General features: G+C 63.7%; 12 protein-coding genes and 1 riboswitch. Of the genes, 7 read left to right on the top strand and 5 right to left on the bottom strand.

All coding sequences use genetic code 11. From position 1 onward, the window contains the following. The first annotated feature begins 32 nt into the window (after positions 1 to 32). The 4 genes from ACSQ3E_RS03685 (at position 33) to ACSQ3E_RS03700 (ending at position 6327) form a co-directional block, all read left to right on the top strand. On the top strand, positions 33 to 1943 hold the full coding sequence (locus ACSQ3E_RS03685; protein ID WP_436121651.1) for an AAA family ATPase: 1911 nt from the start codon (positions 33 to 35) through the stop codon (positions 1941 to 1943). A gap of 45 nt (positions 1944 to 1988) precedes the next feature. Beyond that, complete coding sequence (locus ACSQ3E_RS03690) at positions 1989 to 3275, top strand: DUF6638 family protein (RefSeq protein WP_436121652.1); 1287 nt, start codon at positions 1989 to 1991, stop codon at positions 3273 to 3275. A gap of 11 nt (positions 3276 to 3286) precedes the next feature. Then, complete coding sequence (locus tag ACSQ3E_RS03695) at positions 3287 to 4411, top strand: DUF2333 family protein (protein ID WP_310316007.1); 1125 nt, start codon at positions 3287 to 3289, stop codon at positions 4409 to 4411. A gap of 236 nt (positions 4412 to 4647) precedes the next feature. Next, a complete protein-coding gene (locus ACSQ3E_RS03700; protein WP_436121653.1) occupies positions 4648 to 6327 on the top strand; it encodes a formate--tetrahydrofolate ligase in 1680 nt (559 codons plus the stop codon). A 144-nt stretch (positions 6328 to 6471) separates the two neighbouring features. On the opposite strand, the gene ACSQ3E_RS03705 is transcribed toward ACSQ3E_RS03700, so the two are convergent. Beyond that, positions 6472 to 7227 carry a MerR family transcriptional regulator gene (locus ACSQ3E_RS03705; protein WP_436121654.1) on the bottom strand — a complete coding sequence of 252 codons (756 nt, stop codon included), beginning with the start codon at positions 7225 to 7227 and terminating at the stop codon, positions 6472 to 6474. Between the two features lie 135 nt (positions 7228 to 7362). Then, entirely contained in the window at positions 7363 to 8484 is a 1122-nt protein-coding gene (locus ACSQ3E_RS03710) for an acyl-CoA dehydrogenase family protein (protein ID WP_436121968.1), read from the bottom strand. A gap of 218 nt (positions 8485 to 8702) precedes the next feature. Between ACSQ3E_RS03710 and ACSQ3E_RS03715 the strand changes: the two genes are divergently transcribed. Next, positions 8703 to 9395: a winged helix-turn-helix transcriptional regulator gene (locus ACSQ3E_RS03715; protein WP_184769837.1), complete on the top strand. Its 693-nt coding sequence runs from the start codon at positions 8703 to 8705 to the stop codon at positions 9393 to 9395. Here the strand turns inward: ACSQ3E_RS03715 and ACSQ3E_RS03720 are convergent. From ACSQ3E_RS03720 to ACSQ3E_RS03730, 3 genes are all read right to left on the bottom strand, one after another. After that, the gene (locus tag ACSQ3E_RS03720; RefSeq protein WP_436121655.1) at positions 9392 to 9853 is read right to left on the bottom strand and encodes a GFA family protein; all 462 of its coding nucleotides are present in this window, start codon (positions 9851 to 9853) and stop codon (positions 9392 to 9394) included. The two genes, ACSQ3E_RS03715 and ACSQ3E_RS03720, sit on opposite strands and share 4 nt — an antisense overlap. A 145-nt stretch (positions 9854 to 9998) precedes the next feature. Next, positions 9999 to 10472 carry a 6,7-dimethyl-8-ribityllumazine synthase gene (locus ACSQ3E_RS03725; RefSeq protein ID WP_310321773.1) on the bottom strand — a complete coding sequence of 158 codons (474 nt, stop codon included), beginning with the start codon at positions 10470 to 10472 and terminating at the stop codon, positions 9999 to 10001. Positions 10473 to 10548: 76 nt separating this feature from the next. Next, positions 10549 to 10695, bottom strand: a riboswitch (FMN riboswitch). A 57-nt stretch (positions 10696 to 10752) separates the two neighbouring features. Beyond that, the gene (locus ACSQ3E_RS03730; protein ID WP_436121656.1) at positions 10753 to 11307 is read right to left on the bottom strand and encodes a sugar O-acetyltransferase; all 555 of its coding nucleotides are present in this window, start codon (positions 11305 to 11307) and stop codon (positions 10753 to 10755) included. A gap of 150 nt (positions 11308 to 11457) precedes the next feature. On the opposite strand from ACSQ3E_RS03730, the gene ACSQ3E_RS03735 reads away from it, so the two are divergent. Continuing rightward, positions 11458 to 11919, top strand: a complete 462-nt coding sequence (locus tag ACSQ3E_RS03735; RefSeq protein ID WP_436121657.1) for a DUF4126 domain-containing protein — start codon at positions 11458 to 11460, stop codon at positions 11917 to 11919. Beyond that, on the top strand, positions 11916 to 13298 hold the full coding sequence (locus tag ACSQ3E_RS03740; protein ID WP_436121658.1) for an FAD-containing oxidoreductase: 1383 nt from the start codon (positions 11916 to 11918) through the stop codon (positions 13296 to 13298). The genes ACSQ3E_RS03735 and ACSQ3E_RS03740 overlap by 4 nt, the downstream gene beginning before the upstream one ends. Positions 13299 to 13329 lie beyond the last annotated feature (31 nt).

Below are 13329 nucleotides of genomic sequence, written 5' to 3' on the forward strand. Positions count from 1 at the left end.
CGCCAACGCTCCCCTGAACGAGCGAGGATTTTATGGACACCGGCCTGACCACGATTTCCGAAGCCGACATCGAAAAGCACCGCGCCACCGCGCAGAGCTTCATCACCCGCATCGTCGTGCTGGAAGATTCCTCCGGCCAGTCGGGCACGGCACTTGCCGGCACCAACCGGCGCTTCGTCTCGACAGTTTCGGCCGGCTCGATCCGCAAGACGCGCGAGGTCGAGCTGCAGAAGACTGTCACGGCGATCCGCCCCGACGACCAGCTGATGTCGATCCCGCAGCACACGCTTTTGTTCCGCGCCCGGCGCGGCATCGCCGTTGCGCTTGCCGTCTCCGACGTGTTCTCGCGCTCGACCGATCTTGAGGCACTACAGGCCAAGAACGCGCGCAGCCCGCTTGAGGGCGATGAAGCCAGCCACTTCAAGAAGCTGCTGTCGGCCTCGGCCTATGTCGCCGGTTTCACCCTTGCCTCCTACCTCGCCCAGCTGATCGACAGCGACGGCGAGGCACCCAATGACGTCAGCGAACCCGACTTTCTGTTCGACACGCCGCAGGACGCCGTGAAGTCGATCATCTCCGGCCTCGACCGGGCACTGTCGGGCGCCAAGGACGACGCTGATCTTCTGACGCGCGGCCGCGCCTTCGCTCGCGTGGCCATCGAGGGCCTGCTCCAGCGCAAGGGCCGCTTCGACGGGCTCGGCGCCTTCGAGAACGCCCATATCCGCATCGATGCCGACGACTTCACCCTCGACGGCTTCGACGTGGTGCCGGGCAAGAAGTCGAAGCCGCTGGTGATGACCTTCAAGAAGCCGCAAGAGGTCGTCGGCAACCACATCGCAAAATTCCAGTCGGTCCGACTGGCCAAGATGCTGATGGCCTATGACTTCGAGCGCGAGCTGAACCCCTTCGTCGAGCTCGGCGGCTTTTTGTTCACCTTCATCGGCGACGGCGCGCCGGGCACCGGCAAGACGACGCTGATCCAGATGATCGCCGGCCTGGTCAACAATTACTGCCAGGTCGCCGGCTATCCCTTCGCCTATGAGAATTTCGGCGTCGACCAGATCTCTTCCTACCAGGGCAAGTCGGGGCAGAACTGCCGCCAGTTCATCAACAACGTGCTGAACCCGCGCGCCATCGGCTTCGGCACCATCGACGACATCGACCAGGTGGCGGCCAAGCGCTCAGACGACCGCGCTTCTGCCGGCCAGCAGGAAATCACCGGCGTTCTGATGGATGCCTTTGCCGGCGCCGGCACCGTGGTGCGCGGCAACTGCTCCTTCGGCATGTTCTCCAACTATCCCGAGAATGTCGACGACGCGCTGCGCCAGCGCGCCGGCGCCCGCTGGCTGGTCGACGGCCCGCAGACCCGCGACGACTACATAGACATCTTCGTGCTGCTCGCCGGCAAGAACCACAAGATCCCGCTCGGCGAGCACGAGCTCTATGCCGCGCAGGAAATCCAGCGCGCCGTCACCGAGGCCTATGAAGAGCATGCCAAGCCGCAGGAAGACGGGCTGGAAAAGGTCTACGACCGCTTCATGAAGGACAATGGTGCGCCCAAGACGCTGGCCGACGTCGGCACCTATCTGCACATGATCAAGGAAGCCGAGCCGCGCTTCACCGGCCGCGCCATCAAGAACGTCACCGATGCGATTAAGATGCGCGCCATGGACATCGAGCTGCCGGAGGAGTGGTTCGAGAAGCCTGAGACCTTCATGCACAAAGGCTACGACGAGAAAAAGGCGATGATCGAGGAGCTGCGCGGCCCGTTCTCGATGGACATGGTGATGCAGGAGATCAATCGCTACGCCGACTCGGAATTCCGCTACTCCGACAAGTCGGACGACGCCGCGGTGTCCAAGCTGCTGCGCGACGCAAGGCTGCGCGAACGTGCGGCGAAGGAGATGGAGGAGCTGAAGGCGAAGGGGCTGTGGAATGCTTGAAGCGCGCCAACCTTCCCTACTCCCCTTGAACGGGGAGAAGGAATAATGGACCTTCTCCGCGACAACGAGCTCATCTACGGCCGCCTGCTGCCGGTCGACGAACCGCATCTGATCGACCGTTACAACAAGGCGCTGAAGGCGTTCGGGCTGGAGCCGACGAAGCTCAAGAGCTTCGAGATCGACCGCACCGGCTTCTCGCCCGAGATCGCCGAGGAGCTGGGCGACTACCAGTATCTCGACCCCAACGAGGTCAACCGCCGCTTCATCATCCTGACGCCGTCGCAGATCGACCTGCCGGTGGTGCACACGGCGTTTTCCAACACCTCGCAGTTGCTGTTCGAGTTCATGTCCAAGAACCAGCGCGCCATCGACGCGCTGACGATCAAGGACGTGATCTACGGCGAGATCGAGGATTCCGTATCCAAGGTCGAGGACATCGAGGACCTTTTATCGATCAACCAGGTCGAGTTCCGCGTTCTGTCGGCCGAAGACGTGCTCGGCAAGGCGGCCGAGCTCGGCAAGCTTGTCGACAAGCTGAAGCAGGAGCCCGAGGCCTGGCGCGACGACGCCATGCTCCAGCGCATGGTCGAGCTTGCCAAGATCTGCGGCGACATCCGCGAGAACGCGCTGGTGCCCGACCAGGTGATCTTCCGCCACAACGCGTTTTGGACCAGCCATTTCGGCGGGCTCTATGTCTTCGTCGACCCTGACGTGACAACCGTCATTTCCGACCCGTCGGCGCCCGGCTTCCGCCGCTCGCGGCCGTGGCAGGTGAGCTACCTCTCGATCAAGGACGCCGACAAGGTGTTCAAGTTCCTGGCCTCGACTGGCCGGCTCGACCTGCCCCGCGCCTCGTGGATCGAAAGCTCCGGCTATCTCGAGCATCGCGCCGAAATGGCGGTGCGCGCGCTGATCCGCGAGGCCGAGCCGAAACGCGACATCGGCAAGGTCGACAAGGTCTGGCTGCAGACCTGGATCCACAGCCATGCCGATGCGATCAACCGCGACGGCACCTTCCCCTTCCTCAACGGCGCCAAGCGCGAAATCGCCCAGCTCGGCCAGTTGCGGCTGGAAGAGGTGTTTCCGCTGCACCGCTTCCTCGTCGTACGCGCCAAGACCGACCATCCTGACGCCTGGCTGACCAACCGGCTGATCTCCGAATTCGTGCCGTCGGATTTCGTCTCGCGCTATGTCTTCAACAAGCAGGGCTTCTACAAGGACTATGAAGAGCTCAACGAGACCTGGCGATCCAATGTTGTGGACACGCTGAAAAGCACATATCTGAAAGACAAGGCGGCGTTCCGCGCACAGCTCTACGGCCTGACCGACTGAGGGGGTTCCATATGCTTGATCCGATCGTGAATTTCTTCACCCGGATATTCCAGCTGATCGGCCGCGGCCTCGGCTTCGTCATCGGTATATTGCTGTGGCCATTCATGTGGCTCGGGCGCTGGTACCTGCAGCGCGGCTTCGTCCTCAAGGCCGTGGTTGGCGCTGCGATCGCCGGCCTTGTGGCGCTCTACGGCTACTTCATCTGGAACACACAAGCCTGGACGAATTTCGATCCCGACTATGTCGCCAAGCATAATTTCGAAAACCGCAACGTCTCGGCCGGCGAGCAGATCGTCGCCGGCGGCGGCACCGACACGGCCAAGACCTGCGGCCGCTCGGCGATCGCCGACATCTCCGCCGAGCTGACCAACTTCAACGTCAACGAGAACGCCTGGATCTCGTCGATGATCCTCTACAAGACCGGCCTGTTCGGCCTGCCCTGGGATCACACGCCATTCCTCGACAACAAGGCCTCGTTCCAGCGCGGCATCAACCAGGCCATCCGCCGCACGACAACCGAACTCGCCGACAATCTCGGCCGCGTGCGCGGCACCAGCCAGGTCGATTCCGACCTGCAGGATGCCCGCGGCAACATGCAGTTCGACGAATACACTTGGTATTTCGGCCTGACGCCATTCGGTCCGAAGACGCCGACGCCGAGCTACTACCGCTCGGCCATCAAGAGCCTCAACAATTTCAACGGCCGGCTGGAGAAGTGCCAGGCGGTGTTCGACGCCCGCGCCGACAATCTGATCCAGTTCATCGACCGCATCTCCAACGACATCGGCGCGACATCGGCGATCCTCAAGGACCGGGCCGAGAACTTCAACAATGGCTGGTTTGACCCGCGCGCTGACGACCGCTTCTGGTTCGCCTACGGCCAGCTCTACGGCTATTACGGCCTGCTCAAGGCGACCCATGCCGACTTCGAGGACGTGCTGCGCACCCGCAACCTCGACAATCTGTGGGACACGATGGAGCAGCAGACGCGCTCGGCGCTGAACATCCAGCCCTTCATTGTCTCCAACGGCGCCGAGGATGGCTGGTTCATGCCCTCGCACCTGATCACCATGGGCTTCTACATCCTGCGCGTCCGCTCGAACCTGGTCGAGATCAGCAACGTGCTGAGCAGGTAAGCGAGTAGCGAATAGGGAGTAGCAGGGTAACGCAGCACGCTCGTCGCGCCCGCAGCCTTCCTTGCTCTCTATTTTCTATTCGCTATTCCCTACTCCCTAGTCGCTCTCTTGCCCCTGTCGCAATCCGTGCATTGGGCGGCTGTTTTGAGACGGCAGGCGAGACCGATGTCGCGCTTCTATGGCGGCGACTGCGATGGCCGTGGCGCCATCGGGACAATCACTGCGGAGGAGCCGTCATGGCCGAATTCAAGACCGACATCGAGATCGCGCGTGCGGCGAAGAAGAAGCAGATCCAGGAGGTCGGCGCCAAGGTCGGCATTCCGACCGAGCACTTGCTGCCTTATGGCCACGACAAGGCGAAGATCTCGGCCGAGTTCATTGCCAATGCGCGCAAGAACAAGGACGGCAAGCTGATCCTTGTCACCGCCATCAACCCGACGCCGGCAGGTGAAGGCAAGACCACGACCACGGTGGGCCTCGGCGATGGCCTCAACCGCATCGGCAAGAAGGCGATCGTGTGTATCCGCGAAGCGTCGCTCGGGCCGAACTTCGGCGTCAAGGGTGGTGCTGCCGGTGGTGGCTATGCCCAGGTCGTGCCGATGGAGGACATGAACCTCCACTTCACCGGCGACTTCCACGCCATCACCACCGCGCATAACTTGCTCTCGGCGCTGATCGACAACCACATCTACTGGGGCAACGAACTCGGCATCGACACCCGCCGCGTCGTCTGGCGCCGGGTGATGGACATGAACGACCGCGCATTGCGCGAGATCAACTGCTCGCTCGGCGGCGTCGCCAACGGGTTTCCGCGTGAAGCTGGCTTCGACATCACGGTGGCTTCGGAAGTCATGGCGATCCTGTGCCTGGCGACCGATCTGAAAGATCTCGAAAAGCGCCTCGGCGACATCATTGTTGCCTATCGCCGCGACAAGACGGCCGTTTATGCCCGCGACCTCAAGGCCGATGGCGCGATGGCGGTGCTTCTGAAGGACGCGGTCCAGCCGAACCTGGTGCAGACGCTGGAAAACAACCCGGCCTTCGTCCATGGCGGCCCGTTCGCCAACATCGCGCATGGCTGCAACTCGGTGGTCGCCACCACCACAGCCCTCAAGCTCGCCGACTATGTCGTCACCGAAGCCGGCTTCGGCGCAGACCTCGGTGCCGAAAAGTTCTTCGACATCAAGTGCCGCAAGGCGGGCCTCAAGCCGGCAGCCGCCGTCATCGTGGCCACCGTGCGCGCCATGAAGATGAATGGCGGCGTCAAGAAGGAAGAGCTCGGCAAGGAGAATGTCGAGGCGGTGAAGAAGGGCTGCGCCAACCTTGGCCGCCACATCGAAAACGTCAAGCAGTTCGGCGTGCCGGTTGTCGTGGCGATGAACCACTTCGTCTCCGACACCGACGCCGAAATCGCGGCGATGAAGGACTATGTCGCCGGCATGGGTGCGGAAGCGATCCTGTGCAAGCACTGGGCCAAGGGTTCGGCCGGCATCGAGGAGCTCGCCCACAAGGTGGTGCAGCTGGCTGAAAGCGGCGCATCGCAGTTCTCGCCGCTCTACCCCGACGAGATGAAGCTGTTCGACAAGATCGACACCATCGTCAAGCGCATCTACCGCGGCTCGGAGGCGATCGCCGACAAGTCGGTGCGCGACCAGCTCCATGCCTGGGAACAGGCCGGCTACGGCCATCTGCCGGTGTGCATGGCCAAGACGCAGTACTCGTTCTCGACCGACCCGAACCTGCGCGGCGCGCCAACCGACCACGTCGTGCCGGTGCGTGAAGTGCGCCTGGCAGCCGGTGCTGGCTTCATCGTCGCCATCTGCGGTGAGATCATGACCATGCCCGGCCTGCCCAAGGCACCGTCGTCCGAGAAGATCTTCCTCAACGAACAGGGCCAGATCGAAGGACTGTTCTGAGGACAAACCAACATCCCAAACGACGGGGGCGAGGCCGCAAGGCCCCGCCCTTTTCTTTTCGGAACACTCACTCTGATCGAGACGCAGCTCCGTCCATTCGCCGGTGTAGTTCCCGACGAAACTGCTCGCATCTCCCGGAAATGGCTAAGCAGCCTGGCGCCGTGCCCAGGCCTTCATCGCCGTCGGCAGCCAGCGGGCGAAGCCCGGCGCGAGCGTCTCGTAACGCCTGGCGAAGTCAGGGTGGTCGTAGATGTCGGCAAGGCCGGCATAGGCATCGATCGTACAAGGCTGGGGCCACATGCGACTGACCCAGCGGTGGTGGCGTTCGACCAGCATGTCGAGTTCGCGCGCCTCGGGCACGATCCCCTTCTCCATCGCCGAGGCCAATGACTGCTCGATATCACGCAGCTCGGCCATCGCGGCCTTGCTCTGCTCTTCCGTGAGCTTCGGCGCTTGGCCCATGGACTTACGCATCGGCTCGCCATAACGCTCGACCAGCCAGTCCTCATATTCTTCCTGTTTGTCGGAAAAGCCCTTGTACAGTTCTGCATGCTTCATCGCGCGATCTCCTTCGAGTTTGGCGATCGTGCGGTCGATCGTCCTGACAAGCTGGCGGTAGCGGCTTGCCTCGGCTTCGAGCCGCCGGCGCTGCTGCTGCAATGCCGTGAGCCGATTGAAACCGGGGGCATCGAGGATGGCAGCGACCTCGCCGAGCGGGATGCCGAGTTCGCGGTGAATGAGCACCTGCTGCAGCCGCAACAGCTCCTCTTCGCCATAGCTGCGATAGCCGTTTGCGCCGACATGAGCGGGCTTGAGCAGACCGATGTCGTGATAATGATGCAGCGTCCGGACCGTCACGCCGGCAAGCCGCGCCAGTTCACCCACAGTATATGCCTTCATCCGACCATGCCTCCGCAGGACCGGATGAGTAGTCCCTCACGCCGCGTGAAGGTCAAGGCGTGCAAAAATCGCGTTTGAAAAATGAAAACAGCCGCCGCGACTTCTCGCGGCGGCCGGCAGTCCTGGGAGTTATGCTCAGAAGATAGTGTCGATCGGCAGCCCCAGCGCCATGGCGCCGGCATATTGCGCCTGCGGGCCAGCCTGGAGCGGGTGGAAGCGTGCGGCCTGCATGTCGCGAAAGCGGCGTTCGAGGCCCTTGTCGCGGTAGAAGGACGAGCCACCGGCGAGTTCCATCGCCAGTTCAACGACCTCGAGGCCATGGCTGGCGACCAGCGAGCGGCCGATCATCACCTCGTTGACGCTTTCCGCCGACGGGCTGTTGCGCCCGACCTCCTCGATCATCGCGCGATGGGCCATCTGGGCGGCACGCAGCGCCGTATCCATGCGGCCGGCGAGGTTGAGCACCGTCTCGCTCGTCGGCTTCTTCTTCGCGATCTCCAAAGCAATGTCGCGCGCGCTTTCGGCGACGCCGAGGTAGACGGCGTAGATCAGCGGGAAGGCGACGGTGGCGATGATCTGGAACACCGGGTGCCAATGGCCCGCCGCACGCGAGAAGGCGACGGAAGCATCGGGGATGAACAGCCCCTCGATGACGACATCGTTGGAACCGGTGCCGCGCATGCCGAGCGTGCGCCAGTTGTCCATCACGCTGACCTCGGGAGCGCGCATCGGCACGCCGAAATGGATGACCTTTTCGCTGCCGTCCTCGGCACAGGTGATGGCCCCGGTCATCAGGATGTCGCCCGCGGCAGCACCCGAGGTGAAGACCTTGCGCGCGGTGATGCGGTAGCCACCCTCGACCTTCTCGGCCTTGCCCGAGCCGCCGATCCAGTCGGATCCGCCTGACGACAGCAGGATCAGGTTCTCGGCGGCGACACGCTTGAGCAGCGGTTCGACGGCGGCGACCTTCTGGTGGCGCCAGCGCCAGGCGGGGATCGCCACCTGATGGGTGTGCATGGCAAAGGCGAGCGCAGTCGAGCCGCAGGCCCGTGCCATGATGCGCAGCATTTCGGCAAGTTCGGCGATGTCGGCGCCGCCACCGCCCAGTTCGAGCGGCACGCCGGCGCTGGCGAGGCCGGCCTTTTTCAAGAGGGCATAATTGTCGGCGACGAAGATGTCGCCCTCGTCAAACTGCCGTGCCCGCTCGGAAAGGGCCGGAACCAGATCGTGGGCCGCAGCAACCACATCGATCGGCATTGCACCTGTCACGCCGGCAGGTGCCAGCGCAGCGTTATCAAGACTTCTCATCAAGTCGTCTCCTGTTGACCGGCAGGTCAGGCGCAAGGATCGCGCCAAGAGCCGCTGCGGTCCAGTTCAGGAACTGTACCGGTGCGCGAGGCTGTCATCCCTATGGGCTAGGTGCGAGCATGCTGGTTTTGCGCTATAAGGCGCGGTCCTCCTGCGAATGGTGCAAGATGAGCGATCGCGGCGGTTACGGCCAGTTTTGCCCGGTTTCGATGGCGTCGGAGGTGCTGTGCACCCGCTGGACGACGCTGGTTGTGCGCGAAATGCTGATGGGATCGAGCCGTTTCAACGACTTGCGCCGCGGCGTGCCGCGGATGTCGCCGGCGCTTTTGTCCAAGCGACTGAAGGAACTTGAGCGCGCTGGTGTGATCCAGACCGAGCGTGGCGGCGCAGGCAGCGTCGAATACCGGCTGACCGAGGCCGGCGAGGACCTGCGGCCGATCATCCTCGGCCTTGGCGACTGGGGCCATCGCTGGGTGGAATCCCAGCTAACCCTCAGGAATCTCGACCCTTCGCTCCTGATGTGGGACATGCGCCGCAACCTCAACCCGCAGCCTCTGCCGCCAAAACGTTGCACGATTCACTTTCTGTACCCCGAAGTGGCGAAAGCACAGCAGAATTGGTGGCTGGTGGTCGCCGACGGGGCAGTCGACCTCTGCAACTCCGATCCCGGCTTCGACATTGACCTCGAGGTCAGGGGATCGCTGCGCAGCATGACATCGGTTTGGATGGGCCTGTCCAAGCTCAACCAGGAACTCGATTCAGGCCGGCTGGAGCTCGATGGTGACGACAAGATCGCCCGCGCCATGCAGGCGTGGCTCGGCCTGAGCAGCTTCGCGCCACTGGCGCGCCGGGCGCCCTAGCTCGCGGCCCAGGCCTGATACTCGTGCATCAAGGGCTCGAGTTCTTCCATTTCAGGGAATTCGTCGAAGCTCCTGACCGCACCCGTTGCGGCGAAAGGCATTTTCGTCCTGGTGAAGGTTTCCATGAACGGGCGGAACCAGGTGGCATCGTCCAGCATGGTCGGCCGCACATTGACGAACCAGTCGACCCCGACGACGCGGGTAAACATCCACGTCTTGCAATGGTCGCAGAACTGGTGGTGCAACTGCTCGCCATGCGCTCCTCCGACGACGGTTTCGCCCTTGGTCACGGCAAAGCCGTCAGCAGGCACCATCGCCGTCAGCGAATAGGCCGAGGACGACATCTTCTGGCAGCCGGGGCAATGGCAGGCGGCGGTGCAGATCGGCGCCTTGGACATCTCGATCTCGACGCGGCCGCAGCGGCATGAACCCTTGAGCGGCAGTGGAATGGACGACATGGCAGCCCCCTTGCATGATGCTTCGCGCATCCTGCAACCCCAGCGTTCCGAAGCATAGGGCCAGCTTCTCGCTTCCGGTGCGACGTGCCATCGCAGGGGCCGTCGGCCCTCCCCGTAAGAGGAGAGCCGGGTCGGCTTGATCGCGTCAGGCGGCGATCAGGGCGCGTGCCTTGAGGATCTCGACGCAGGCGTTGGCGGCTTCCTTGCCCTTGACCTTGAAGTGGTCGAAGAAGAAGCGGTGGTGCTCGGCGCTGTCATGGTAGTTGTGCGGGGTGAGCACCGCCGACAGCACCGGAACGCCGGTCTGAAGCTGCACGTTCATCATACCATCGAGCACGGCATGCGCGACGAAGTCGTGGCGGTAGATGCCGCCATTGACGACGAAGGCCGTGCCGAGGATAGCCTGGTAGCGGCGGGTCTCGGCCAGCGTCTTTGCAAACAGCGGGATCTCGTAGGCGCCGGGCACGTCATAGACGTCGACGGCGAAACGGCCGCCCGACAGCTTCTCGATCTCGGAGCTGAAGGCCTTGACGCATTCGTCGACGATGTCGGCATGCCAGCGCGCGCGGATCACGGCAACGCGGGTCGTATCGAAGTCTTTCGGGGATTGCTGATTCATGGGTCCATCCTTCCGTTTCGAACCAGAATCAGGACGCACGAGACGGAATCCCGGCGGCTTGCGCCTCCGCTTTCCCGTTCGTTCTCTTCCATCCGGACTATGACCGTCGGCTCCGGAATCACACCGGATCTGCTGACCCTCCCGTTGCCGGGAAGCGCTCGCGGGCTTGGGTTCGAAAACCCTTACCGCCGGTGGGGACTTTCACCCCGCCCTGAGAACATTAACGCCTCCGATATGGCGGCGCGGAACGGCCCTGTCAATGACAGGAATAATAGTTTCTCTATCCACCGATCGGCCTGGCCGGATTGCCGACGACGGTGGCGCCCGCCGCAACACTTTTGGTCACTACCGAGCCCGCGCCGACGATGGCATCGTCGCCGATCTCGATGCCGCCGAGGATGATGGCGCTGCCGCCGATCCAGACATTCCGACCGATGGTGACCGGCCGGCCGATCTCCAGTCCGGCGCGGCGCAAGGCCGGGTCCCGGTGATGCTCCGGGCAATAGACCTGCACACCGGGGCCGAACATCGTGCCGTCGCCGATCTTTACAGGCGCGGTGTCGAGGATGGTGCAGCCGGCATTGAGGAACACGCCCACGCCCAGATGGATGTTGAAGCCATAGGCGCAGTGGAACGGCGCTTCGATGCGGCAACCAGCGCCTGCCGAGCCGAGCAACGCTCGCAGCCTGGGCGCGATGTCGCCGCGTTCGACAGGCGGCAGCGAGCGGTGCTCGAAGACGGCCTCGGCCGCCACCATGCGCAGTGCGTCGAGTTCGGCGTCGACGCAGTTGTACCACGCGCCGGCCGCCATCTTTTCGCGTTCGCTCTGAACCATGTCAGTGTCCCTTCCTGCTTGTCCAGCCAAACCACAGAACCGGCCATGCTGCAAAGGTCGAAGCCTGCCGGCTCTGGCGAAACCGGATGGCTGTGCTAGCCTCCTGACAAAGTGCACTTCCAGACCAGACACATCCACGGGGGACGAAGGATGATCTACCTGCTCGCGCTTCTCATCGGCATTGTTGCCGGCCTCCGGGCCATGACAGCACCGGCCGCCGTCGCCTGGGGCGCCTGGCTCGGCTGGCTGCCACTGGCCGGCACCTGGGCCGGCTTCATGGGCCACTGGATCGCGGTCGCCATTTTCACCGTGCTGGCCATCGTCGAATTGATCACCGACCAGTTGCCGTCGACACCGAGCCGCAAGGTGCCTGTGCAGTTCGGCACACGCATCGTCATGGGCGCGCTGACTGGCGCCGTCATCGGAACCGTCGGCGGCGTCGTCATTGGCGGACTGGCAGCCGGTGTCATCGGCGCGATCCTCGGCACGCTCGGCGGCGCGGCCGTGCGGGGAAGCCTCGCAAAATCGTTCGGCAAGGACCTGCCGGCAGCCTTGATCGAGGATGCGGTGGCGGTACTCGGCGCGCTCTGGATCGTGAGCATCGTTGCATGAGCGCGGCGCACAAATTCGACGCCATCATCATCGGCTGCGGCCAGGCCGGTCCGCCTTTGGCCGGACGGCTGACGGCGGCGGGGCAGACGGTGGCGCTGATCGAGCGCAAGCTTGTCGGCGGCACCTGCATCAACACCGGCTGCAAGCCGACCAAGACCATGGTGGCAAGCGCCTATGCCGCCCATCTCGCCCGCACCGGCGCCGACTATGGCGTCTCGACAGGCAGCGTTTCGGTCGACATGAAGGCGGTCAAGGCGCGCAAGGACAAGGTGACAGTCGATTCACGCAGCGGGCTGGAAGACTGGATCGGCGGCATGAAAGGCTGCACGCTCTATCGCGGCCACGCCCGTTTCGAAGGGCCGCACGAGGTGCGTGTCGGTGACGAGTTGCTGCATGGCGAACGCATCTTCATCAATGTCGGTGGCCGCGCCAACATCCTCGACATGCCCGGCATCGGCGACGTCACTTATCTCACCAACACATCGATGATGGAGGTGGATTTCCTGCCGCGCCATCTCGTGGTTGTCGGCGGCAGCTATATCGGACTGGAATTCGCCCAGATGTTCCGCCGCTTCGGCTCTGAGGTGACGGTCGTCGAAAAGGGCCCGCGGCTGATCTCGCGCGAGGACGAGGATGTTTCCGAGGCGGTGAAGGGCATTCTCGAGCACGAGGGCATCGCCCTCAGGCTCAACGCCGAATGCATCAGCTTTGCGCGCCATGCCAATGGCGTGCAGGTCGGTGTGGACTGCACATCAGGCGACCGCGCCGTGGTCGGTTCGCATGTGCTCCTCGCCATCGGCCGCAAGCCGAACACCGACGACCTCGGCCTCGACAAGGCTGGCGTCGCCATGGACAAGCGCGGCTACATCGAGGTCGACGACCAGCTAAGGACCAATGTCCCGCACATCTGGGCGATGGGCGATTGCAACGGCAAGGGCGCCTTCACCCACACCGCCTACAACGACTTCGAGATCGTCGCCGCCAACCTCCTGGACAACGATCCGCGCAAGGTCAGCGACCGCATCGAGGCCTATGCGCTTTACATCGACCCGCCGCTCGGCCGCGCCGGCATGACGGAGACAGCCGCGCGCAAGTCCGGCCGCAAGGTGCTGGCAGGCGAACGGCCGATGACACGTGTCGGCCGCGCCGTTGAAAAAGGCGAGACGCAAGGCTTCATGAAGATCCTTGTCGACGCCGACACAAGGCAGATCCTCGGCGCCTCGGTGCTGGGCACCGGCGGCGACGAGGCGATCCATGCGGTGCTCGACCTGATGTATGCCAAGGCGCCGATCGAGACCTTGCAGCGCGCGGTCCACATCCACCCGACGGTATCGGAGCTTCTGCCGACGATCGCCATCGAGCTGAAGCCGCTGGCCTAGGAACGGCCCGCGCCGTCGACCGGGACGGGCC

The sequence above is a fragment of the Aminobacter sp. LjRoot7 genome (assembly GCF_964252895.1).
Taxonomy (GTDB): Bacteria; Pseudomonadota; Alphaproteobacteria; order Rhizobiales; family Rhizobiaceae; genus Aminobacter; species Aminobacter aminovorans_B.

What these genes read in the sequence shown, in the direction of transcription:
- ACSQ3E_RS03685 (WP_436121651.1), top strand. Translation starts at nt 33, where the DNA reads ATGGACACCGGCCTGACCACGATTTCCGAAGCCGACATCGAAAAGCAC.
- ACSQ3E_RS03690 (WP_436121652.1), top strand. Translation starts at nt 1,989, where the DNA reads ATGGACCTTCTCCGCGACAACGAGCTCATCTACGGCCGCCTGCTGCCG.
- ACSQ3E_RS03695 (WP_310316007.1), top strand. Translation starts at nt 3,287, where the DNA reads ATGCTTGATCCGATCGTGAATTTCTTCACCCGGATATTCCAGCTGATC.
- ACSQ3E_RS03700 (WP_436121653.1), top strand. Translation starts at nt 4,648, where the DNA reads ATGGCCGAATTCAAGACCGACATCGAGATCGCGCGTGCGGCGAAGAAG.
- ACSQ3E_RS03705 (WP_436121654.1), bottom strand. Translation starts at nt 7,227, where the DNA reads ATGAAGGCATATACTGTGGGTGAACTGGCGCGGCTTGCCGGCGTGACG.
- ACSQ3E_RS03710 (WP_436121968.1), bottom strand. Translation starts at nt 8,484, where the DNA reads ATGCCGATCGATGTGGTTGCTGCGGCCCACGATCTGGTTCCGGCCCTT.
- ACSQ3E_RS03715 (WP_184769837.1), top strand. Translation starts at nt 8,703, where the DNA reads ATGAGCGATCGCGGCGGTTACGGCCAGTTTTGCCCGGTTTCGATGGCG.
- ACSQ3E_RS03720 (WP_436121655.1), bottom strand. Translation starts at nt 9,853, where the DNA reads ATGTCGTCCATTCCACTGCCGCTCAAGGGTTCATGCCGCTGCGGCCGC.
- ACSQ3E_RS03725 (WP_310321773.1), bottom strand. Translation starts at nt 10,472, where the DNA reads ATGAATCAGCAATCCCCGAAAGACTTCGATACGACCCGCGTTGCCGTG.
- ACSQ3E_RS03730 (WP_436121656.1), bottom strand. Translation starts at nt 11,307, where the DNA reads ATGGTTCAGAGCGAACGCGAAAAGATGGCGGCCGGCGCGTGGTACAAC.
- ACSQ3E_RS03735 (WP_436121657.1), top strand. Translation starts at nt 11,458, where the DNA reads ATGATCTACCTGCTCGCGCTTCTCATCGGCATTGTTGCCGGCCTCCGG.
- ACSQ3E_RS03740 (WP_436121658.1), top strand. Translation starts at nt 11,916, where the DNA reads ATGAGCGCGGCGCACAAATTCGACGCCATCATCATCGGCTGCGGCCAG.